Origin of the sequence: Methylorubrum sp. GM97 (assembly GCF_024347855.1) — a bacterium.
GTDB classification, from domain to species: Bacteria; Pseudomonadota; Alphaproteobacteria; order Rhizobiales; family Beijerinckiaceae; genus Methylobacterium; species Methylobacterium extorquens.
The window spans coordinates 3,889,499-3,910,578 of sequence record NZ_AP025942.1 but is presented as its reverse complement, the minus strand read 5'-3'; the positions used below and the strand labels follow the sequence as shown (position 1 = coordinate 3,910,578).

26 protein-coding genes and 1 other annotated feature are annotated in these 21,080 nt (G+C 68.0%); of the genes, 14 read left to right on the top strand and 12 right to left on the bottom strand.

The features are described 5' to 3' along the window. The first annotated feature begins 3 nt into the window (after positions 1-3). From MSPGM_RS18315 to MSPGM_RS25530, 9 genes are all read left to right on the top strand, one after another. Positions 4-732 (top strand): class I SAM-dependent methyltransferase, encoded by a 729-nt coding sequence (locus tag MSPGM_RS18315; protein WP_182569742.1) that lies wholly within the window; start codon positions 4-6, stop codon positions 730-732. Between the two features lie 267 nt (positions 733-999). Then, on the top strand, positions 1,000-1,476 hold the full coding sequence (locus MSPGM_RS18310) for a TerB family tellurite resistance protein (RefSeq protein ID WP_261925823.1): 477 nt from the start codon (positions 1,000-1,002) through the stop codon (positions 1,474-1,476). A 126-nt stretch (positions 1,477-1,602) separates the two neighbouring features. Further along, positions 1,603-1,989, top strand: a complete 387-nt coding sequence (locus MSPGM_RS18305; protein WP_003604394.1) for a CidA/LrgA family protein — start codon at positions 1,603-1,605, stop codon at positions 1,987-1,989. Continuing rightward, positions 1,986-2,702, top strand: a complete 717-nt coding sequence (locus MSPGM_RS18300) for an LrgB family protein (protein WP_012254862.1) — start codon at positions 1,986-1,988, stop codon at positions 2,700-2,702. Before MSPGM_RS18305 ends, MSPGM_RS18300 begins: the two co-directional genes overlap by 4 nt. A 51-nt stretch (positions 2,703-2,753) precedes the next feature. Then, positions 2,754-2,809: a sequence feature (sul1 is cis-regulatory element that is thought to sense ions involved in sulfur or methionine metabolism; They are found in Alphaproteobacteria), on the top strand. A 71-nt stretch (positions 2,810-2,880) separates the two neighbouring features. Beyond that, positions 2,881-4,386 (top strand): SulP family inorganic anion transporter, encoded by a 1,506-nt coding sequence (locus MSPGM_RS18295; RefSeq protein ID WP_261925822.1) that lies wholly within the window; start codon positions 2,881-2,883, stop codon positions 4,384-4,386. Positions 4,387-4,585: 199 nt separating this feature from the next. Next, positions 4,586-5,701, top strand: coding sequence for an alpha/beta fold hydrolase (locus MSPGM_RS18290; RefSeq protein ID WP_261925821.1), 1,116 nt, complete (start codon positions 4,586-4,588; stop codon positions 5,699-5,701). A 516-nt stretch (positions 5,702-6,217) separates the two neighbouring features. Further along, the gene (locus tag MSPGM_RS18285; RefSeq protein ID WP_261925820.1) at positions 6,218-7,489 is read left to right on the top strand and encodes a glycosyltransferase family 2 protein; all 1,272 of its coding nucleotides are present in this window, start codon (positions 6,218-6,220) and stop codon (positions 7,487-7,489) included. Further along, positions 7,486-8,532 (top strand): HlyD family secretion protein, encoded by a 1,047-nt coding sequence (locus MSPGM_RS18280; RefSeq protein WP_261925819.1) that lies wholly within the window; start codon positions 7,486-7,488, stop codon positions 8,530-8,532. The genes MSPGM_RS18285 and MSPGM_RS18280 overlap by 4 nt, the downstream gene beginning before the upstream one ends. A 32-nt stretch (positions 8,533-8,564) precedes the next feature. Beyond that, positions 8,565-8,813: a hypothetical protein gene (locus MSPGM_RS25530; RefSeq protein WP_410007693.1), complete on the top strand. Its 249-nt coding sequence runs from the start codon at positions 8,565-8,567 to the stop codon at positions 8,811-8,813. Positions 8,814-9,181: 368 nt separating this feature from the next. On the opposite strand, the gene rsmA is transcribed toward MSPGM_RS25530, so the two are convergent. Genes rsmA through MSPGM_RS18265 form a run of 3 tightly spaced genes read right to left on the bottom strand, consistent with a single transcriptional unit; the run spans position 9,182 to position 11,858 of the window. After that, entirely contained in the window at positions 9,182-10,072 is an 891-nt protein-coding gene (gene rsmA, locus MSPGM_RS18275; RefSeq protein ID WP_261925818.1) for a 16S rRNA (adenine(1518)-N(6)/adenine(1519)-N(6))-dimethyltransferase RsmA, read from the bottom strand. Positions 10,073-10,080: 8 nt separating this feature from the next. Continuing rightward, complete coding sequence (gene pdxA / locus MSPGM_RS18270; RefSeq protein WP_261925817.1) at positions 10,081-11,130, bottom strand: 4-hydroxythreonine-4-phosphate dehydrogenase PdxA; 1,050 nt, start codon at positions 11,128-11,130, stop codon at positions 10,081-10,083. Between the two features lie 23 nt (positions 11,131-11,153). Beyond that, the gene (locus tag MSPGM_RS18265) at positions 11,154-11,858 is read right to left on the bottom strand and encodes a nucleotidyltransferase domain-containing protein (protein WP_261925816.1); all 705 of its coding nucleotides are present in this window, start codon (positions 11,856-11,858) and stop codon (positions 11,154-11,156) included. A gap of 151 nt (positions 11,859-12,009) precedes the next feature. On the opposite strand from MSPGM_RS18265, the gene MSPGM_RS18260 reads away from it, so the two are divergent. Further along, a complete protein-coding gene (locus MSPGM_RS18260) occupies positions 12,010-12,387 on the top strand; it encodes a hypothetical protein (RefSeq protein WP_261925815.1) in 378 nt (125 codons plus the stop codon). A gap of 20 nt (positions 12,388-12,407) precedes the next feature. Here MSPGM_RS18260 and modC read toward each other — a convergent pair whose 3' ends face one another. Together modC and MSPGM_RS18250 are read right to left on the bottom strand one after the other, a co-directional pair. Continuing rightward, positions 12,408-13,502: a molybdenum ABC transporter ATP-binding protein gene (gene modC / locus MSPGM_RS18255; RefSeq protein ID WP_261925814.1), complete on the bottom strand. Its 1,095-nt coding sequence runs from the start codon at positions 13,500-13,502 to the stop codon at positions 12,408-12,410. Beyond that, positions 13,499-13,783 carry a hypothetical protein gene (locus MSPGM_RS18250; RefSeq protein WP_261925813.1) on the bottom strand — a complete coding sequence of 95 codons (285 nt, stop codon included), beginning with the start codon at positions 13,781-13,783 and terminating at the stop codon, positions 13,499-13,501. Before MSPGM_RS18250 ends, modC begins: the two co-directional genes overlap by 4 nt. Here MSPGM_RS18250 and MSPGM_RS18245 point away from each other — a divergent pair. After that, positions 13,766-14,422: a glutathione S-transferase gene (locus tag MSPGM_RS18245; RefSeq protein WP_261925812.1), complete on the top strand. Its 657-nt coding sequence runs from the start codon at positions 13,766-13,768 to the stop codon at positions 14,420-14,422. The genes MSPGM_RS18250 and MSPGM_RS18245 overlap by 18 nt on opposite strands. A gap of 674 nt (positions 14,423-15,096) precedes the next feature. Here the strand turns inward: MSPGM_RS18245 and modB are convergent. The 5 genes from modB to MSPGM_RS18220 form a co-directional block, all read right to left on the bottom strand. Then, positions 15,097-15,822 carry a molybdate ABC transporter permease subunit gene (gene modB / locus MSPGM_RS18240; RefSeq protein WP_261925811.1) on the bottom strand — a complete coding sequence of 242 codons (726 nt, stop codon included), beginning with the start codon at positions 15,820-15,822 and terminating at the stop codon, positions 15,097-15,099. A 71-nt stretch (positions 15,823-15,893) separates the two neighbouring features. Next, positions 15,894-16,142 carry a BrnA antitoxin family protein gene (locus tag MSPGM_RS18235; protein WP_003605771.1) on the bottom strand — a complete coding sequence of 83 codons (249 nt, stop codon included), beginning with the start codon at positions 16,140-16,142 and terminating at the stop codon, positions 15,894-15,896. Positions 16,143-16,147: 5 nt separating this feature from the next. Next, positions 16,148-16,381, bottom strand: a complete 234-nt coding sequence (locus MSPGM_RS18230) for a hypothetical protein (protein ID WP_003605770.1) — start codon at positions 16,379-16,381, stop codon at positions 16,148-16,150. A 241-nt stretch (positions 16,382-16,622) separates the two neighbouring features. Continuing rightward, complete coding sequence (locus tag MSPGM_RS18225; protein WP_012254849.1) at positions 16,623-16,841, bottom strand: hypothetical protein; 219 nt, start codon at positions 16,839-16,841, stop codon at positions 16,623-16,625. A 60-nt stretch (positions 16,842-16,901) separates the two neighbouring features. Next, positions 16,902-17,420, bottom strand: a complete 519-nt coding sequence (locus tag MSPGM_RS18220; protein WP_056503163.1) for a GAF domain-containing protein — start codon at positions 17,418-17,420, stop codon at positions 16,902-16,904. Between the two features lie 87 nt (positions 17,421-17,507). Here MSPGM_RS18220 and MSPGM_RS18215 point away from each other — a divergent pair, with 87 nt between their 5' ends. After that, positions 17,508-17,630 carry a hypothetical protein gene (locus MSPGM_RS18215; protein WP_261925810.1) on the top strand — a complete coding sequence of 41 codons (123 nt, stop codon included), beginning with the start codon at positions 17,508-17,510 and terminating at the stop codon, positions 17,628-17,630. A 161-nt stretch (positions 17,631-17,791) separates the two neighbouring features. Continuing rightward, positions 17,792-18,319 carry a GFA family protein gene (locus tag MSPGM_RS18210; RefSeq protein WP_261925809.1) on the top strand — a complete coding sequence of 176 codons (528 nt, stop codon included), beginning with the start codon at positions 17,792-17,794 and terminating at the stop codon, positions 18,317-18,319. 18 nt (positions 18,320-18,337) lie between these two features. Here the strand turns inward: MSPGM_RS18210 and MSPGM_RS18205 are convergent, their stop codons facing one another. Beyond that, on the bottom strand, positions 18,338-19,174 hold the full coding sequence (locus MSPGM_RS18205; RefSeq protein WP_056153590.1) for an alpha/beta fold hydrolase: 837 nt from the start codon (positions 19,172-19,174) through the stop codon (positions 18,338-18,340). A gap of 247 nt (positions 19,175-19,421) precedes the next feature. Next, complete coding sequence (locus MSPGM_RS18200; protein WP_012254846.1) at positions 19,422-19,994, bottom strand: fasciclin domain-containing protein; 573 nt, start codon at positions 19,992-19,994, stop codon at positions 19,422-19,424. 123 nt (positions 19,995-20,117) lie between these two features. Between MSPGM_RS18200 and MSPGM_RS18195 the strand changes: the two genes are divergently transcribed. Continuing rightward, positions 20,118-21,038: an oxidoreductase gene (locus MSPGM_RS18195; RefSeq protein WP_015823865.1), complete on the top strand. Its 921-nt coding sequence runs from the start codon at positions 20,118-20,120 to the stop codon at positions 21,036-21,038. Positions 21,039-21,080: the final 42 nt, after the last annotated feature.

Here is a 21,080-nt window from a genome sequence, read left to right as displayed (position 1 = left end):
AAGATGCTGAAGGGGGCGGCCGATTCGCTGATCCGCGCCTACGGCGCCCTGGCCACGCTCCCGTTCAGGTTCCGCCGGGACCGCATCGCGCCGCCGAAGGACCTGGCACACGGCGCCTGGATCGACACCCTGTCGGAGCGCTTCGACAAGCCGGGCCTGCGCGTGCTGGAGGTGGGTTCGCGCAACGTCACCGGCGCCAACTTCCGCCACCGCTTCGCCCAAGCGGAGTATGTCGGCTTCGACCTCTACGCGGGCGAGAACGTCGATGTGGTCGGCGATGCCCACCGCCTTTCCCACTATTTCGGGGACGACGAGCGCTTCGACCTGATCTTCTCCTCGGCGGTGTTCGAGCATCTCGCCATGCCCTGGGTGGCGGCGGTCGAGATCGCCAAGCTCCTGAAGGTCGGCGGCCACGTCTTCGTCGAGACGCACTTCTCGTTTCGCTCGCACGAGCGGCCGTGGAATTTCTTTCAGTTCTCGGACATGGGCCTGCGCGCCCTGTTCAACGACGCCCTCGGCTTCGAGCTGATCGACAAGGGCATGAGCAGCCCGATCGTCGGCTACTTCACCGACCGGGCGCGGCCGGGCCTTCGCTTCGCGCCGATCACCGAGATGTACGGCCACAGCGAAATCCTGTGCCGCAAGCGCGCCGAGCCGGCGGCCTTCGACTGGGCCCGCATCCCCCTCGACGCCATCGTGGACGGCACGCGCTACCCGGCGCCGAGCCGGTAAGGCTGAAACGCCATCGGGTTGGGGGGAGCGGCGGCATCGTCCCACGGATTGCCCGCATGGGCATCGGGAGCATAACGAAGGGCGACGGGCGCGATGCGCTCGCTTACCATCCCCGTTTGCTTGCCATCCCACGCCGCGGCCGCACCCTGTGCAGCCGCACCACGGCGAGGCCGGAAATCCTGTGATCGGCGGGCTTCGGCGCGCTCCGTGCTTGACCCCGTCCCGCCCGGCACCGACGGTGGCGCGCAAAATCGGACGGGAACGGACATGGCCCTCCTTCAGCGGCTTCTCTCCTATGCCTCCTCGGCCTTCGGCCTGCCGGCCTCGGCCGAGACGGTGCCCGATGGCAGCGAGGAGCATCTCGCGGCGACCGCGCTGCTCGTCCACGTCGCCCGCGCCGACGGCGTGCTCGACCCGGCCGAGGGCGAGCGGCTGGTGCGCCTCGTGCGCCGCCGCTACGCCGCCAGCGACGCGGAAGCCGAGAGCCTGATCGAGCGCGCTGCCACCTTCGAGGCGCAGACCCGCGACATGACGAGTTTGGTCGAGCTGATCGGCAGCGACGGCAGCAGCTCGGAAGAGCGGGGGCGGCTGCTTGCCATGGCGTGGTCGGTGGCCGGCGCCGACGGCGATCTGCACGAGTTCGAGGAGGCCCTGGTCTGGCGCCTCGGCAAGCTGCTCGGCTTCGACGAGCCGGCGATCACGGCGGCCCGCGACCGCAGCTTCCGCGAGCCCGCCGGCGCGTGATGATGAATCCGGATTTCGAAAAGGCGAGCCTTTTCGCGGGTCCAGGGCAGTGCCCTGGAACAAGATCGGGGCTCTGCCCCAAGACCCCGCCAAAGGGATGATCCCTTTGGGATCCCGGACGTTTCGATGATCGTCAGCCTGACCCTGATCCTGCTCGCCCAGCTTGTGGGCGAAGTCGCCGCCCGCGCCGCCGGCCTGCCGGTGCCGGGGCCGGTGATCGGCATGGCGCTGCTCCTCATCTTCCTGGTGTTGCGCGACCGGACGCAGCCGGCCTCGAACCGCTGGCTGCCGCCGCCGCTGGTCGATGGCGGGCTGGAGGGCACGGCCAAGGGGATGCTCGCGCATCTCTCGATCCTGTTCGTGCCGGCGGGCGTCGGCATCGTCGGCAAGCTCGACGTGCTGGCGAGCCACGGGGTGGCGCTCGCCATCGTGCTCACCCTCTCCGTGACCCTGACCCTGGCGGCGACGGTGCTCACCTTCGTCGCGGTCTCCAAGCTTCTGGACCGCCGATGACCGGCGAGTTCGCCCTGTGGGTCTATCTCAGCCACACGCCGCTGCTGTGGCTCACCGTGACGCTGCTGGCCTATGCGGTGGCCGACCGCCTGTTTCAGGCGGCCGGGCGCCACCCGATGGCCAACCCGGTGATTCACGCGATCTGGATGATCGGCCTCGTGCTGACGCTGACCGGCACGCCCTACCGCGCTTATTTCGAGGGCGCGCAGTTCGTGCACTTCCTGCTCGGCCCGGCCACGGTGGCGCTCGCCGTGCCGCTCTACGAGCGGCGGGCGACGGTGATGCGCGCGCTCCTGCCGATGCTCGCCGCCCTTCTGGTGGGCTGCGTCACGGCGATGACCTCGGCGCTGGTCTTCGCCAAGCTCGTCGGCATCCCCTACGACGTGCGCCTCGCCATGGCCCCGAAATCCGTGACCACGGGCGTGGCGATGGGCATCGTCGAGGCGCTCGGCGGCGACCCGACTCTGGCCGCCGTGCTGGTGATGCTGACCGGCATGGCCGGCGCGGTGATCGTCACGCCGCTGATGCGGACCCTGCGCATCGAGGACATGCGCGCCCGCGGCTTCGCGGCGGGGCTCGCCGCCCACGGGCTCGGCACCGCCCGCGCCTTCCAGGTCAGCGAAGTCGCCGGCACCTTCGCCGGCATCGCCATGGGGCTCAACGCGTTCCTGACGGCGGTTCTCGTGCCGGTGGCGGTGAGTTTCTTGCGCTGAACCCCCCGCATTGCGCTACGGCGCAGCACGCCGTAAACCCCACCGCAATCGCTCGGACCCGGTGCAAGCCCGGGTGGCTCTTCCGGCCGCCGATCCGCCGGACCACGCATTCGCGACGCTCGCTCCCCTCCCCGCATCAGCCGGCGGAGCCTAGCGTCCCTCTGCGGAATCTTTTGCAATGTCATCGACGGTTTCAACCGCCCGCGGGCGGTTCGGCTCGACTTGGTTCGCCAACTGGTTCGCGAACCCTTGGGCCGACATCCTCTCCGGCATCGTCGTCGCGCTCGCCCTGATCCCGGAGGCGATCGGCTTCTCGGTGATCGCCGGGGTCGATCCGAAGGTCGGGCTCTACGCCTCTGTCGTGATCGCCTGCGTCATCGCCTTTGCCGGCGGGCGCCCGGCCATGATCTCGGCCGCCACCGCCGCCACGGCGGTGGTGATGGTCGATCTCGTGCGCGACCACGGCGTCCAGTATCTCTTCGCCGCCACCATCCTGATGGGCGTGTTCCAGATCCTGGCGGGGCTCGCCCGGCTCGGGCGGCTGATGCGCTTCGTCTCGCGCTCGGTCATGACCGGCTTCGTCAACGCGCTGGCGATCCTGATCTTTTTAGCGCAGCTGCCCGAACTCACCGGCGTGACACCGGCGACCTACGGGCTGATCGCGCTGGGGCTCGCGATCATCTACGGCTTTCCCAAGCTCACCCGCGTGGTGCCCTCGCCGCTCGTCGCCATTGCCGTGCTGACGGCGCTGACCGCGTATCTCGGGCTCGACGTGCGCACCGTCGCCCATCTCGGCGCACTGCCGACCACCCTGCCGAGCTTTGCCCTGCCGGACGTGCCGCTGACCTTCGAGACCCTGCGCATCATCCTGCCCTACTCCGCGACGCTCGCCGCGGTCGGCCTGTTGGAGAGCCTGCTCACGGCGCAGATCGTCGACGACATGACCGATACCGGCAGTTCCAAGAACCGCGAATGTGTGGGCCAGGGGCTCGCCAACATGAGTTCGGCCGTGTTCGGCGGCATGGGCGGCTGCGCGATGATCGGGCAATCGGTCATCAACGTGTCGTCCGGCGCCCGCGGCCGGCTCTCGACCCTGGTGGCCGGCAGCTTCCTCCTCGCGCTGCTGGTCCTGTTGCAGGATCTCCTGGCCATCGTCCCCGTCGCGGCGCTGACGGCGGTGATGATCATGGTCTCGCTCAACACCTTCTCCTGGCGCTCGCTGCTACAGCTTCGCACCAACCCGCTGCCCTCCTCCCTGGTGATGCTCGCCACCGTCGCGGTGGTGGTCGCCACCCGCGATCTGGCCATCGGCGTGCTGGTCGGCGTCCTGCTCTCGGGCGTGTTCTTTGCCGGGAAGGTCGCGCGGATGAGCCGGATCACCGCCGAGCTGTCGCCGGACGGGCGCACGCGCACCTATCGGGTGGCGGGCCAGGTGTTCTTCGCCTCCGCCGGCAGGTTCGCCGAGGCGATCGATGTCCGCGAGCCGGTGGAGCGGCTCGTCATCGACGTGCACGCGGCGCATTTCTGGGACATCTCGGCGGTGGGCGCCCTCGACCGCGTAGTGATGAAGGCCCACGCCGCCGGCCGAACCGTCGAGGTCGTGGGCCTCAACGAGGCCAGCGCCACCTTGGTCGAGCGCTTCGGCCAGCACGACAAGGCGGACGACTCGCTGCCCGCCCATTGAGGAGTACGGCGTGGCTGAGACGGCGTGAAAGCGAGGGGCCGGTCGCCGCCTCCCCGTTCCAGCCCTGGTTGTGCGCCGCGGTCAAAACTCGGTAGTGTCGGCGCGCGACCCTCCGGAGCGTCGCGATGCGGTGTCACCCTGACGATGCTCAGGATGGCCCAATCTGAGGTCGAGCCGGCCCGTTGTCCTGCGAGGCGCCGTGTTTCCCTTCGACCCCTCCCGCCAGAGCCGGCGCCGCGTGAGCCGCAGCCTCACCCGCACGACGCGGCAAATGACAGGGCAACTAACACGCTCCCTCGAGAGCGCCGCCAAATCTTCCGCCAAATCTGTCACGAAGGCCGTGACCCGCTCGACCGAGCAGGCGATCCGGGAGACGCGCAAGGCTACGGTCCGATCGGTGAAGCGGACGGTCCGCGACACCGAGAAGGCGGTCGCGGCCGCCTTCTCCGCACAAGAGACCGAAGTGGTCCGCAAGCCGCCCGGCCAATTCGTGACGGTCGATGGCCTGCCCGTGCACGTCATGGTGCGCGGACGCGGAAGGCCGGTGGTGCTCGTCCACGGCAACGGCACCATGGCCGAGGATTTTGCGATCTGCGGCCTGATCGACCGGTTGGCGGCGCGCTACCGGGTCATCGCGATCGACCGGCCCGGCTTCGGCTACACCAGCCGCCCCCGCCACCGCCTCTGGACCGCTCAGGCTCAGGCCGTGCTCCTGCACCGGGTGCTGGAACAGCTCGGCGTCAAGCGCCCGCTCATCGTCGGGCATTCCTGGGGCACGATCGTCGCCCTCGCGCTCGCGGCCGACGGGCGGTGCCCGTTGCGCGGGCTCGTGCTGCTGTCGGGCTCCTACTTTCCGGGGCATCGCACCGACGCGGCCCTGATCGCCCCCTTGGCCGTGCCGGGCCTCGGGGACGCGATGCGGGCCATGGTGCCGGCGAATGTGAGCGCCTCGCTCACCGGGCAATCGTTCCGGCAGGTGTTCTGGCCCCAACCCGTGCCGGCCCGCTTCACGGCGCGCTTCCCGATCGAGATCGCGGCGGCGGCAACGCAGTTGCGCGCGGTCTCCGAGGACGCCGCCTCGATGAACGCCGCCGTCACGGGGCTCCAGCGTCGCTACGCCGGCCTGACGCTGCCGGTCTCCATGCTGGCGGGGGACGCGGACTCGATCGTCAAGGCCAGCGAGCACTCGGTGCGGCTGCACACGACGATCCCCGGCAGCACGCTCCGGCTCCTGCCCGGCCTCGGCCACATGATCCATTACGGCGCGCGGCTGAAGGTGGAGCGCGCGATCGACGATCTGATGAAGCTCAGATAAAGAAGGCGCAACATTTCTCGAAGCCCTTCAGCAGCTGAAGGTGAATTGGGCTGAGCTTTACCTCGTCGAAGACAGCATTCCGATCTCCAAGGTTGCTTGGCTGCTAAGCTTCGAGGAGGCGCGTTCGTTCACCCACGCCTGCAAGCGCTGGCCGGCATACCGCCACGCGAGCTGAGGTCTGCCGACGTAGAGTGTACTCAGGTGCCATGAGAGCAGGGTTGAGCTTGGAATGGTGCTGAGCCTGCAGACTGGGCCATGGTCGTGATCGATCACGGACTTACAAGAGTTGTCCAACGCTCAGGACTCGAAGACCCGGCAAGGTATGTCGCTCAGCTGCTGTCGCCAGAAGGTACGGCGAAGTTTCTGAAAGGCCCTATTGCTGAGCTTACGCCGCCGACCGGCCACCCATATTCGCTTATCTAGAGTTTTTACCCCATACTGCCGGATGGCAAGATTCTCTGAATAGCTAATCCGAAGCGAATAGTGCGAACGACGACCAAAAATTTGAGGTGATCGATGTTCGCGATGCTGTATGTGATCGCTGATACGAATTGGCTTTTGCTTGCTTTTTCCGCTCTTATGTTCGATCTGCCCCGCTACACGTTTTCGCTCCTTTCCTGGTCATTGGTCGGCATATTCGGGAGTTCTCGACCCGGCGATAGGCGGGTCGAGGCGGCCGTGAGCGTGATCATCCCGACCTTCAATGGTGGTTCGGGGCTTGCTCCGACGATCGCCTCACTCCGCCAGCAAACCTTGTCGCCACTTGAGATTATCATCGTTGACGATGGCTCCACGGACGATACGCGCGCCGTCGCAAACCGAGCGCGCCAAGACGGCTTGGTGGATATGGTCATTTGCCACGGGACGCGCTGCGGCCGCAGTGCTGCGATCAACGCAGCAGCGAGGTTCGCGAGCGGCGATCTCATCTTCACAATCGATGCTGATACAGTTCTTGAGCGCGACGCGATCGCACGGCTTGCCAATGCGTTCAATGATCCGCGCGTGGCCGGCGCCTGCGGCAACATCGCGATACGCAACGAGAGCGCGTCGCTATGGACCGGGCTGCAGAGTGTCGAATATATGATGTCGATCAGCGCCGGAAAATCTATTCTCGATGTTGTCGGCGCGATTGCCTGCCTGTCCGGCGCATGTTCGATGTACCGGCGCGATGTCTTCGCGCGGCAAGGCGGCCTTGATGTCGGCCCTGGCGAGGATCTCGAGTTCAGCCTGAGGTTACGGCGCCTTGGTTATCGGGTCCGCTTTGTGCCAGATGCCTGGGCTGAAACGGACGGTCCGGTGGCAGCCGTCGGTCTTCTGCGCCAGCGCGCGCGCTGGGATCGCGACGCGTTGCGCATCCGCTCCATGATGTATGGAGAGCTTAGCTTCTTCCATCCACTGGAGCGACTGCCGGACACCCTCCAGCGACTGGATTTCATCGTCTTCGATTTGATCCCGACGATGAGCCTCCCGTTTTATTCAATGTACATTGTGATTTTGTTCGGACCGGCTCACGCCATCCTCTTTATTGCTGCAATATATTTCCTTTTACTTTGGATTTCAATTTTTAATATGGCGCTGGCGTTCGTTCTATTCAGCAGATCTCCAAGTTTTTTCAGCCTTGGAGCTGCATTTATATTCCCATTATACCAAGGAATTTATATGAAATGCGCCCGCTTCGTTTCCTATTCGTCGGAAATCCTCTTCGCCACCTCGCGGCGTGATGACTACGTGCCGCCGCGCGTCCGCCGTGCGCTCTTCGCAGACGAGGTTGGAAAGGTGGTCTCATGAACGTTCGTATCAACCGCCTGGACCCGCATGTGCCGGATCCCGTCGAGAGCCGCCGGCGCGCCGCCGGGCGGGTCGTGCGCATTGCCTACGCCGTGGGCATCTTCGGCGTCCTTGGTTTCTTTGTCGTCTATTTCGGCGCACCCTTCGTCTTCCTCAGCGGTCCCGGAATCGTCTCCTCCCCGCGTCACGTGCTGTCGCTTCCCTTCACCGTGCAGGTCAACCGCATGAACGTGAGGCCCGGCTCCACCGTGAAGGCCGGCGATGAAATCGGACAGGTGTACTCGCCCGAGCAGGAGACCATCGTCGCGACCTACATGCGCGCGCTGTCGGATATCGCCGGCCGCAGCGCCGAACTGCGCGTCAAGGCGCGCGTAGCCGCGGAATCGCTCGAAGCGGCGCGGGCGTATCAGCGCGAAACCGAGACGGCTCTGGAACGCATCGCTGCGATGGCCAGCACGACGACGACATTTCGCGTCCAAATTCTCCGTGAGCGCGCGCTCGCGAACAAGGACGTCATCTCGCAGCAGGCCGAGGCCGAGGAGGCCACGAAACAGCTTGTCTCTCTCGATGCGTTCAGCAAACAGATCCACGAGCAGCTGGACGAGGTGAAGCAAAATTTCAGATCCGGTCGGGTATTCGCTCCAGTCGGCGGCATCATCTCGACAGGACTGGCCCAGACCGGCCAGTCACTCGTCGCCGGCGCGCCGATCGCTGACATCCTCAACCCAAACGATGTCTATGTTGACTGGTATATCCCCAACGAGCGATTAATCGATCCTCGGATTGGAAATGATGTATTTGTGCTTTTCGGACACCGCCGCATTCCCGGAAAGATCACAGAGATTCTGCCCGTTTCTGCCGTATTCGGAAGCTCACAGCAGCTCACCTTGCGGGATCGTCCGGCGACTCAAATTGCTCGCATACGTTTCACCTCTGATGCGTCAACGCCAGCCCTTAACTCTACAGTATGCGTTCATATGCATTACAGTAAAATTTCAACAGATATCTCCCGTTCACTGATAAAAATTTGTGGCCTAGATTGAATTATTGATTATAGCGTCACCGAGATGTCCCAATGAATATCGAGGCAGGCCAATCATCATGCCCGCTCTGTGGAGCGGAGCATTTAGAAATCACGCCAGTTTTACATCACATGATTTGCGCTTACATTGGCCCGCAGTACGATTTTGCTGCAGTGCCTAACGGGTACGCTTGCCCAAAGTGCAGACGCAGTATCGTGTCGGACGACATGGCTTGCGAAATCGTCGGAGAGAGCGCGCGCTGCATCGCATGCGGCAAGGAGATGATCGTTTCGCCGTTATGACAGCATGTCCCCTATTCCGGCTAACCTCCGCCGAAGCGGACCAGCCTCTCCCGGCCAGGAGCTGCCAAAGCCAGCCCACCGTACGGCCTGGAAGCGGACCTTCCGGCCTTCTGCCATGGGTCGAAAGTTTGCATTTCCCGGTCCCGCTGAAGGCGCGACCGGCGGTCAGGCATCACACGTATGGTTTCGCGCGCGGGGCTCCTGGCTTCTATCCGTGTTCAACATGGACCGGCACATGAGCGGGCCCAGATGGAAGACGAACCCATAGGCAATCGCGGACTTGGTCAGCACAGAGTTCGTGACGGGCGGCCATGCCAGAGGATGGCCGCCAATTCTGTCGCAAGACATCGCCCGGCCCGGAAGCTCGGTTACAGGGCGCTTTCACGCGATTCCCCCGCTTCCAGCGCCCGTGCCAGCGCCACGAACCCGGCGACCGGGATCTCCTCCGCCCGCGCCGTCTCCGGTAGCCCGGCGGCGGTGAGCAGGCGGATGGGGTCGGGGGTGGCGGCCTTCAGGCTCTGGCGCAGCATCTTGCGGCGCTGGCCGAAGGCGGCGCGGGTCACCCGTTCGAGGTCGGCGATCCGGCAGGGCAGCGGCTCGGGCCGCGGGCGCAGGTGGACGACGCTGGAGGTGACCTTCGGCGGCGGCACGAAGGCCGACGGCGCCACGTCGAACAGGATGGTCGCCTGCGTGCGCCAGCCGCACAGTACGCCGAGCCGGCCGTAATTGGCCCGGTCCGACTCGTCGGCGACGATGCGCTCGGCGACCTCGCGCTGGAACATCAGCGTCGCCGAGTCCCACCACGGCGGCCAAGCCTCGTCGCGCGTGTCCGCGCCGAGCCAGCCGGTGAGTAGCACGGTGGCGACGTTGTAGGGCAGGTTCGCCACGATCCGCACCGGCCCGTCGCCGACCAGCGGGCGCGGGTCGAAACCGACGGCGTCGGCATCGATCACGTCGAGCCGGCCGGGATAGTGTGCGGCGATCTCGGCCAAAGCCGGCAGCGCGCGGGGATCGCGCTCGATCGCCACCACGCGCTTGGCGCCCGCCGCCAGCAGCGCCCGCGTCAGCCCGCCGGGGCCGGGGCCGACTTCCACCACCGTCACGCCCTCGAGCGCGCCCGCCGAGCGAGCGATGCGGCCGGTCAGGTTGAGATCGAACAGGAAATTCTGGCCGAGCGCCTTCTTTGGCTCCAGCCCGTGCCGCCGCACGACCTCGCGCAGGGGCGGCAGGCCGTCGGTGCTCAACGCTTCGGTGCTCATCGATCGCTTCAGGCGCGGACGGGGAAGGGCAGGACGGTGTCCGCCGGGCGGTGCGCGAGGCGATGCGCCAGCCGCAGGGCGGCGATCAGGCTGTCCGGCTTGGCGATGCCTTGGCCGGCGATGTCGAAGGCGGTGCCGTGGTCGGGCGAGGTGCGCACGAAGGGCAGCCCCAGCGTCACGTTCACGCCCTCGTCGAAGGCCAGCGTCTTGACCGGGATCAGCGCCTGATCGTGGGTGGGGGTGAGCGCCACGTCGTAGGTCGCCCGCGCCCGCTCGTGGAACAGGGTATCGGCCGGCAGCGGCCCGCGGATGTCGATGCCCTCGCTGCGCAAAACCGCCACGGCGGGCGCCAGCACATCGCGGTCCTCGGTGCCCATGGTGCCGGATTCGCCCGCATGCGGGTTGAGGCCCGACAGGACGAGGCGGGGACGTTCGAGGCCGAAGCGGGCGCGCAGGTCGGCGTGGACGATGCGCGTTGTGCGCTCGACCAAATCTTGCGTCAGCAACTCGGGCACGCGGCGCAGGGCGACGTGGATCGTCACCGGCACCACGGCGAGGGTGTCGCTCCAGATCATCATCACCGGCAGCGGCGGCTCGCGCCCCTCTCGTGCGGCGAGTGCGGCCAAAAACTCGGTATGGCCGGGATGGGCGAAGCCGACCCGCGTCAGCACGAACTTGGCGATGGGGTTGGTCACCACGGCCGAGGCCGCGCCGGAGCGCACCAGATCGACGGCGGCGGTGATCGACTCGACGATGGCGCCGGCATTGGCCGAATCCGGCGCGCCGGGTGTTGCGATCACCTTGGCCCCGCTTGGCAGCGGCAGCACCGGCAGGGCGCGGGGAAACACCTCGCAGGCGTCGTCGGGCTCGACCTCGGCCACCGGCACCGACAGGCCGAGCCGGTAGGCGGTGGCTTCCAGGAATTCGGGGTCGCCGATGAGCTGGAACGGCGGCACCCCCCGCTCGCCCCGCAGCTGCCACGCGGCGAGCGCGATCTCCGGCCCGATCCCGGAGGGATCGCCGAGGGTGAGGGCGAGCGGTCTGTCGTCGGAGGCCATGGGGGACCTATACAAGGTTTCGCCTACAATGCCTGCGCCCAGGCATGTCCGGGATGCAGGCGGTCGAGACCCTCGCGCAGCCAGCGCCGTTCTGCGTGGGTGAGATGCGGCAGGGCCCGCTCGAAATCGGCCGCGTCCTTGTCGCGCCGATGCTTCGCCTTGAACAGCAGGACGGCGGCCGGCCTGAGATAGGGGATGCCGTCGGGCGTCGACGCCACCATCTCCGCGCGGGGATGCCGGATGGCCGGGCAGCGCCGGCAGACCCAGACGTCAGGCTCACCCGGCTCGATCATCAGATCGACCCGCCAGCGGGCGGCGCGGGCATCGAAGCACCAGATCTGGAGAATGTGAGGCGGCGGCTCTGCGCCTTCAGGCAGGATCTCGAAGCGACCGTCGGCCACCGTGTAGAGCGTCATGTCCGATAGGGCTTGGCGGAAGACCCCGACATCGTCGCGCAGCACCGTGAATTCGAGGTCTTCGTGGTCGCGGGTCTGGTGCCCGTGCCACAGGTCGAGGGCCCAGCCGCCGACGACGCACCAGGGCCGCGCCACCCCTTCCAGCCGCCGCGCCAATTCGCCCGGATTCCAGGGCGACCAGTCGTCCTCCGGCGGTGCAATGGGGCTGTGTGTATCGACGGTTCCGCTCGCGGCCACCGCGCCATCGCTGCCGTCTCTGGAGGGCCCCGAGCCAACATGGGCCGAATCCGGCGCGCCGGGTGGGGCGGTCACCTTGGCCCGCTCGGCAGCGGCAGACCGAGCCGGTCGGCGACTTCCGGGAATTTGGGATCGCCGAGGGCGAGCGGTCGGTCGTCGGAAGCCATGGCGGGCTTATAGCGCGCTTTCACTGATCGCCGAGGTGCTTTGGGGGAGCGGCCGGGAGGTGGGCGACGCTGTGCGAACCACCCATGGTGGAAGAAGGCCGGGCGAAGAGGCGATCGTCGCAAAAATTGTCGTTGCCGTCGCTTCGCGCACTCTTAGAAAGTTGGAAGAGATGGTGAAGGGGGCTGAGGATGAATACGCGCCAACAACGCTCGCTTCGCGAGCCGCGCGCCCGTCACGAGGCCTGGATCAATCGGCGCTCTCCCGCAACAGCCAAGGCTATTTTATCGGCGCGAGAAAAGTCGGCGCAGCGCAATACAGAAGCCCACCTTCCGGCTCTGAACGACAACCAGATGAAACCGGCCGAGTGACGCTCCGCATCGTCGTCGATGTCCCGCTCAGCTTGGGCGCGACGGGTTGTCCGGCTCCGATGAGCTGACCCGCGCCCCGGCGCTCCCCTCAAATCTCGATCCGCCCGCCCCCCGGCGCCTCGCCCGCATCGAGCGCCACGCTCTTCACGATGGCGAAGACCGGGCACCCGACCGTGAGACCCAGGTCGCGGGCGGAGGCGCGGGTGAGGCGGGCGGCCAGCGTCGCCCCTCCGCAAGCGACCTCGACGAGGCAGGCCGTCCCCTCCTCCCGAAGGGCGGCGACACGGCCCGGCAGGACGTTGCGGGCACTCAACGCTTCGGGCCGGGCGAGCGCCAGCAGCACGTCGCGGGCGGGCACCCGCAGGTTGAGGCGGCGGCCTTGCGGAGCGTCGATCAGCGGCAGGTCGAGCGGGCCGGCCGGGCCGGTCAGGCGTGTCAGGCCGGCCTCCGGATCGTGGCGCTCGACCCGCATGGCGAGCACGCTGCCGGCCTCCGCGCCGTCGGGAATCAGGTCGGGCCGGCGCAGCACGGTATCGACCGGGCCGCTCGCCGCCACGCGGCCGGCCTCCAGCACCACCACGGTCGAGGCGAGGCGCGCCACCTCCGCCACGGAATGGCTGACATAGACGATGGGCAGGCCGGCCTCGTCGCGCAGGCGCTCGATATAGGGCAGGATCTCGCGCTTGCGGGCCTCGTCGAGGGCCGAGAGCGGCTCGTCCATCAGCAGCAGCCGCGGGCGCGCCAGCAGCGCCCGGCCGATCGCCACCCGCTGCCGCTCGCCCCCCGACAGGCCGGCGGGGCGCCGGTCCAGCAGCGGGCCGATGCCGAGCAGGTCCGCCACCGCGTCGAGGCTCGGCCCCCCTGCCCCGCGGGAGAAGAGGCGGCCGAAGCGCAGGTTCTGCCGCACGCTGAGATGCGGCATCAGCCGCGCCTCCTGGAACACGCAGCCGATCCGCCGCCGATGCACCGGCACGCGGATGCCGCGCGCGGTGTCGAGCAGCACCGTGCCGTCGATGGCGATGCGCCCGCGCTGCGGCTGGGCCAACCCGGCGATCAGGTCGATCACCGTGGTCTTGCCCGAGCCCGAGCGCCCGAACAGGGCGGTGAGGCCGGCGCCCGCGCTGAAGGCGACATCGAGCGTGAAGCCGTCGCGGCGGAGCGAAACGTCGATGGCGATGGTCATGGCGTGATCGTCATGGCGCGATCGTCATGGGGCCTCGGCTCGCACGATGCTCTCGCCTTTTGTTTTGCATCATCTTTTTCCGAAAGCCGGTGCCCACCGTTCGGGACGATGCTCTCGCCTTTTGTTTTTTGCATCGTCTTCTCCGAAAGCCGGTGCCCACCTTTCGGGACGATGCTTGAGCTTCCCAGAAAAACCGATGCGGCGACAAGGGGCCCGATGCGCACGCTGCCGCGTTGTCGGCGCAGGATCGAAAAAGGCAGGCGATGATCACCGTCCACCATCTGGAGAACAGCCGCTCGCAGCGGGTGCTGTGGCTGCTCGAAGAGCTGGGGCTCGACTACACCGTGAAGCGCTACGAGCGCGACCCCGCGACGATGCAGGCGCCGCGCGAACTTCGCGCCGTGCATCCGCTCGGCAAGTCGCCGGTGATCGCGGCGGACGGGCATGTGGTGGCGGAGACCGGCGCCATCGTCGAATTCCTGACCGCCCGCGCCGACGGCGCCCTGGTGCCGCCGGCCGGCACACCGGAGCGCGCGCGCTACACCTACTTCCTGCACTACGCGGAAGGCTCGGCGATGCCGCCGCTGCTGTTGAAGCTGATCTTTTCGCGGCTCGCGCCCGGCAGCCCCGCCCTGCTGCGCCCGCTGGTTCGGGCGATCGCGGGGAAGGTCACCGGCGGGTTCGTCGATCCGGAGCTGCGCCGCCATGCCGCCTACTGGGAATCGGAATTGGCCGAGCGCGCGTATTTCTGCGGCGAGGCCTTCACCGCCGCCGACATCATGATGAGTTTTCCCCTCGAAGCCTTTGCCGCCCGCGGGACCGGGGCGGGCCCGCTTCTGACGGACTGGCTCACCCGCATCCACGCGCGGCCCGCCTACAAGCGGGCGCTGGAGCGGGGCGGGCCGTATGCCTACGCGTGAGGCGGGCGACCCATCCGCTCGATGGCGCGAAGACAAACCTCACGGGATCAGCCCACGATACGAGACGAGCACTCAGAACCGGCGGTCGGGGCGAAATCGTATGGGAAACATCAAGGTGATAAGATTGGGCCTGTAACAGGCCGGCAGCGGTGGAGGCTGCAGGCCGGCCGGGAATATACTGAGTAACCTTGCGTCAAACTGGGGCGATCCCGACGATTCGCAATTTCTGATGACGTCACGACACCATCTTTTCTGATCGATAGCGAGACGATGTTGATCCTCTCAATGGAGGCGTCGCTCCGCACCGATCTGACGCGTGCGGAGATCATTGGCTGAAGCTTGTCCCTGTATTCTCGAAACGCGTTGCGTCCGCCTTCGCCGCAACCGGAATGCGCCTTGGCTTGAAAGGCAATCGTGGCCAGGACGCAGGCCGCCGCTAGCTTCAGCTTCATCGTTGGGTGGCTTTCGTCTCGCCCTTCGCATCCCGATCGACTCGGGACGGCTGGCCATGAGTGTTGTTGCGGATAAGCCCGGCCCTTGGCCAGGCGGCGACCCGGCTGCCCGTCCGGTTGTGCGAAGTCGGTCTTCTGCTTCGGCTTGTCTCTGGGACGAGGGCAGGACCGTTCGGCCCGTGCTATGCGAGGGGGTTATCCCTGTCGCAACGGGAGCGAGCCCTACCGCCCCGCCCCGATCCGCCGGCTCATCCGCCGCGCCAGCCCCTCGGAGGCGACGAGCGCCAGCATCGAGACCGCGACCGAGATCAGGGTGAGGCGCAAAGCCCCCGCCTCCCCGCCCGGCACCTGGGTCAGCGTGTAGATCGCCGAGGGCAGGGTCTGGGTCTCGCCGGGGATGTTGGAAACGAAGGTGATGGTCGCGCCGAACTCGCCCATCGCCTTGGCGAAGGCGAGCACCGCGCCCGCGAGGATGCCGGGCAGGCTGAGCGGCAGGGTCACGCTCAGGAACACCAGCGGCGGCGCGGCGCCGAGCGTCGCCGCCGCCTGTTCCAGCTTGCGGTCCACCGCTTCGATCGACAGGCGCATCGCCCGCACCATCAGCGGCAGGCCCATCACCGCGCAGGCGAGCGCCGCGCCGGTCCAGCGGAACGAGAACACGATGCCGATCTCAGCGAGCCACGCGCCGAACACGCCGCGCCGGCCGAAGGCGAGCAGCAGCAGGTAGCCCGTCACCACCGGCGGCAGGATCAGCGGCAGGTGGACGAGCCCATCGAGCAGGGCATGGCCGGGGAAGCGCCGCCGCGCCAGCAGCCACGCCAGCAACAGCCCCAGCGGTAGGCTCGCCAGCGTCGCGACAAGGGCGACGCGCAGGGAGAGAAGGAGCGCCGTCGTCTCGTCGGGGCTGAGGCCGAGCCACGCCAAGGGCCAATCTGCCAGCCCGCTCACGGCGCCGATCCCCGCGCGGCGGAGAAGCCGGGCGCGGTCATCCGCCGAGGCTCGCCCTCAAAGTTCTGTCCTCAAAGACCTGCGGCGGCCTTGAGGGCGGCGTTGATGCGGTCCTGCCAGCCGGGGCCGTCCTTCTGGTAGTGCTCCAGCACGGCCCGGTCGATGCGCAGGGACACCGTCTCGCGCGTGCCGGGAATCAGCGGCGCCCTGGGCGGTGCCGGGGCGGCCTCCTCGGGGGCTTTGCGCGTCGTCACTGCGCGGAAGGCGGCTTCGGCGGCTTGGCGCGGGTCGCTCGGGCGGCGGGTACGGTCGATGGCCATGGGGGTCAGGCCGTCGCTTTCTTGCGGCCGCGCTTGGGCGCGGGCGGGTTGGCGGCGCGCTCCGCGGCCTCCTCCGCCTCCTTGGCGAGCCGCAGGGCCCGCAGGCGCACGGTGCGCTCGTCCACCGCTTTGACCGCGGCCAGATGCTCGGCCATGGCCTGCTGCCCCTCGCGGGCCATACGCTCGGCCCGTTCCGCGCGCTCGGCGGCGCGGGTCTTGGCGTCGATATCGTCGCTCATAAAAGATCTTTCGACGAGAACTCGCGCCGCGTGAAGTCCCGGCGGCGGCGCGCGGCGTCCCGACGCGGGAAAGGTCGGGCGCGGGACGGCAAAGAACCCCGAGCAGGACCATCGAGGATTTCTGCTCGAGACTTAGCACGAAAGCACACGCAATGACCAATTCAGCCAGGGCAGGGCTGGTTTTCCCCCGCTCATCGCAACGTTTGTGAGAAAGAGGCCGGTCCGCTCGATCCGGCTCCGATCAATCCCGATCCGCGCGCCGCAGGGACCAGTGCAGGACGCCCTGCGCATCGACGAGCCAGAGGGCGTTCGCCCGCTCGTCCTTGGTCGAGAGATCGTGCGCGTTGGCGAGCCGGACCGCTTCGCTCGGGCTGGCCGCCGTGATCGTCTCCTCGAACAGCGGCGGCCCGATCTGGCCGTCGGGAGCCCGGCAGGCGCCTCTGAGAACGAAAACCGGCATGCATCCTCCTGATCCACGCGGTTTATCCCCGAACGGGCGGCCGGTCACCCGTGCCGGCCCTCAGGGGATGGCCGGTTCGGCGCTCTGCGGGGCGCGCAGCCGGGCAAGGGCCACCGTGGCTTGGTGGGCCAGCGCTTCGAGGCGGGACACCGTCGTCGTGTCGAGCCAGACCATGGCGCACCAATAGGCGCCGAGTGCGGCCACCGGCTCGGGCGCACCGATCGGGACCATCACGAGGCTTCGGATCGCCTTGTAGGCATAGGCGGCCGCCGGGATGCGGGGATCGCTGCCGACATCCAGGATGACGGCCGTCTCCCGGTTCTGCATCGCCCAGCCGGAGACGCAGATGTCGAGCGGGAAGCGGCACCCCTTCCACAGGGGCTCGATCGCATCCTCGGCGACATAGGCGCAGACGTCCTCCTCCCGCAGCACGACGGCGATACCATCGGAGCCGGCGATCCGACGGGCCGTCTGTGCCAGGACGTCGACGACGTCCTCCAGGGACTGAGCCGCGGCCATGAGCTCGGCGGTCCGCATCAGATGCGGGTTGGCCTGGGAGCGCTCATCTAACATGGGCATAAGGTAGGGCGCTTGGGCCGATTCGTACAGGCGGCCCGTCCGTGGAGCGACCCGCGGGAGGCAAAACCGGTCGCCGAAGCGATGGTTGTGGCCACCACCGCGCCGAAAAATCCGCCGTTCAACACCAGGATTCGCGAGAAGATCCGCGAGCGGATCGCGCTGGCCGGCATTCTGGATCTGAGCGGTCGGATGAAGCGTGCGGATCGCTAAGATTTGTTTCGAGGCGGGCTCTTCCCTGTTGTTCAGTGCCCGGCTGTGAATGCTTTTTGCAATAGAGCCAGTCGGCCGGATGATCTAAGATCGTCTCGGCACATCTGGCGGATCGTTCGGCTGCAGGCGGCCCGGTCCGATACCGTGCGGAGGGCGGGCGCATGCCGAACCTGTTGGGCGGCTGTCTGTGCGGGGCTTTGCGTTACGAGGTCCGCTCGCCGCCGCTGCGGGTCACGCTCTGCCATTGCCGCTTCTGCCAGCGTACGACCGGATCGAGCCACCTCGTCGAGCCCTTGTTCGACCGCGCCGACCTGCACGTCACCGCGGGCGTGCCGACCGTGTATCGCCACCGATCCGAGGGCAGCGGCCGGCATCTCGACCTGCATTTCTGCCCCGTCTGCGGGACGACGCTCTTCATGACGTTCGAGCGCTTTCCCGGCCTGTGCGGGGTCTATGCCGGAACCCTGGACGATCCGGCCGCGATCGAGGTGCGGCCCGACAACGCCAAGCAGGTCTTCGTCGCCTCGGCCCGGCCCGAGGCGGTGCTGCTGCCGGGCCTCGCGACTTTCGCCGGGCCGGCCATGGACGCGGCGGGTGTCCCGCACGCGCCGCGGGTGCACGACGCGCCCCAGATCGTCGGCCGCCGGGGCCGTGAACACCTCCCCGGCGACGATGCGCAGCCCCACTGAGACGGGCCGGCGCCCGGCTCAGCCGCGGATGAAGGCGAGGATGTCGGCGTTGAGTTGGTCTGCGTTGACCGTGAGCATGCCGTGCGGAAGGCCCGGATAGGTCTTCAGCGTGCCGTTGCGCAGGAGCGTGATCGATTTACGCGCCGCCGCGACGATCGGCACGATCTGGTCGTCCTCGCCGTGGAGCACTAGCGTCGGCACCGAGATCGCCCGCAGGTCCTCGGTCTGGTCAGTTTCCGAGAACGCCTTGATGCCCTCGTAATGCGCCTTGGCCGAGCCCATCATGCCCTGCCGCCACCAGTTCCGTATCACGCCGTCTCGGACCGCCGCGCCGTCGCGGTTGAAGCCGTAGAACGGGCCGGCGGCGACATCGAGGAAGAACTGGGCGCGGTTGTCGGCCAGCGCCTTGCGGAACCCGTCGAAGACCTCGATCGGCAGGCCCTCCGGGTTGGCCTCGGTCTTCAGCATCAGCGGCGGCACGGCGCTCACCAGCACCGCCTTGGCGACGCGGCCCTGCGGCTCGCCGTGCCGGGCGACGTAGCGCGCGGCCTCGCCGCCGCCGGTGGAATGGCCGATATGGACGGCGTTCCTGAGATCGAGATGCTCGGCGACCGCCGCAGCGTCGGCCGCGTAATGGTCCATGTCGTGGCCTTCGGAGACCTGCGCCGAGCGGCCATGGCCGCGCCGGTCATGCGCCACGACGCGAAAGCCTTGGTGCGCAAAGAACAGCATCTGCGCGTCCCAGTCGTCGGACGAGAGCGGCCAGCCGTGATGGAACATGATCGGCTGTGCGTCTTTCGGGCCCCAATCCTTGTAGAAGATCTCGGTGCCGTCCCCGGTGGTGATCGTCGCCATGCTCGCCTCTCCTCACGGTGCGGTGGTCCGGAGCGGCCTTCGGCTCCGGGTGTGGCTTGACGGTACGAGGATGGTCCCGGGGCGCGGTTTTGAAAATGGGAAACGACGGAAACCCATCGTTTCCGGAGGTGGTATTTTACGCGGGATCCGGATGCCCGCCGGCGGAGCTCGTGAGATCAGGGTCGAACGAAAAAGCCCCGGCCCAGACGGGCCGAGGCTTCGCGCGTCAACGGGTCTCAGCGGAGGATCAGGGCTGAAGCACGCCGTTGATGACGTGGATCACGCCGTTCGACTGCATCACGTTGGCGATGGTGACGGTGGCGGTGTTGCCCTTGGCGTCCGTCACGAACACCTTCTTGCCCCGGGCCTGCACCGTGAGCGGCTCGCCCTGGACGGTCTTCAGGCTGGCTTCCCCGCCGCCCCGCTTGGCCAGAGCCATCAGATCCTTGGCCGTGTAGGTGCCCGGCACGACGTGATAGGTCAGGATTCCCGTCAGCGTCGCCTTGTTCTGCGGCTGCACCAGGGAGTCGACCGTGCCCGGCGGCAGCTTGGCGAAGGCGGCGTCGGTCGGCGCGAAGACGGTGAAGGGGCCGGGGCCGGAGAGCGTGTCGACGAGGCCTGCCGCCTTCACCGCCGCCACCAGCGTGGTGTGGTCCTTCGAGTTCACCGCGTTCTCGACGATGGTCTTCGAGGCGTACATCGGCGCGCCGCCGACCATCGGGTTCTTGGCGAGCGCCGCCGTCGGCGCGGCGGCGAGGCTGAGGGCGAGCGCAGCGCCCAGGGTCAGCGATTTGGTAACCGAACTGCGGATACGGAACATGGTTTCCTCCTGTGCCCGTGCCCCGTCTTGTCCGGGGATCACGCCGCCCATTACGGAGCCCGCGCGCGATCGGTTTCGCGCGACCGGTCTTTTTTCGACTCGACGCGTGAGGAGCGCCGCTCGATGGCGAGACATCCCTGGACCGCCGCCGACATCCCCTCGCAGGCCGGTCGCCGCGCCGTGGTGACGGGGGCGAGCGCCGGGCTCGGGTTCGAGACGGCGCGGGCGCTGGCCGGGGCGGGGGCCGCGGTCGTGCTGGCGGTGCGCGATCTCGAGAAGGGGGAGCGCGCCGCGGCGGCGATCCGGCGGGAGCATCCCGCCGCCGCACTGTCGCTGCGCCGGATCGACACCGCCTCGCTCGCCTCCGTGCGCGCCTTCGCGGCGGAGTGGCCGGCGGAATGGGCGATCGACCGGCTCGTGCTCAATGCCGGCATCGCCGCGGTGCCCCGGCGCGAGGAGAGCGTGGACGGGTTCGAGCGGCAACTCGCCACGAACTATCTCGGGCATTTCGCGCTGACCGGGCTGCTGCGGCCGGCCCTGAGCCCCTCGGCGCGGGTGGTGTCGGTGTCGAGCGTCGCCCATCGCAGCGGACGGATCCGGTTCGACGACCTGCACTGGCGCGAGATCTACGGGGCGCAACGCGCCTACCGGCAAAGCAAGCTCGCGCTGCTGATGTTCGCCCTCGAACTCGACCAGCGGCTGAAGGCGGCGGGATCGGGCATCGCCTCGCTTGCAGCGCATCCGGGGCTCGCCCGCACCGAGGTGTTCCGCCGGGGCGACCGGGCCGGCGCGTTCCAGCAGGGAGCGGGACGGGCGATCTTCTCGCTGATCGGCCAGCCGGCGGCGCAAGGCGCCCTGCCGATCCTCTACGCGGCCACCGCGCCGGAGGCGGAGCGCGGGGGCTATTACGGACCGGACGGCGTCTGGGAGGCCCGCGGTTACCCGAAGCCCGCCGCGATCGCGTCCCAAGCCCTCGACCGCGCGGCGGCCGGGCGGCTCTGGGCGGTCTCGGAGACCCTCACCGGCGTGCGGTTCGCGCTGTGAGGGACGCTTCGTTGTCCCCAGAAGCCGACAAGCCGGTCACGC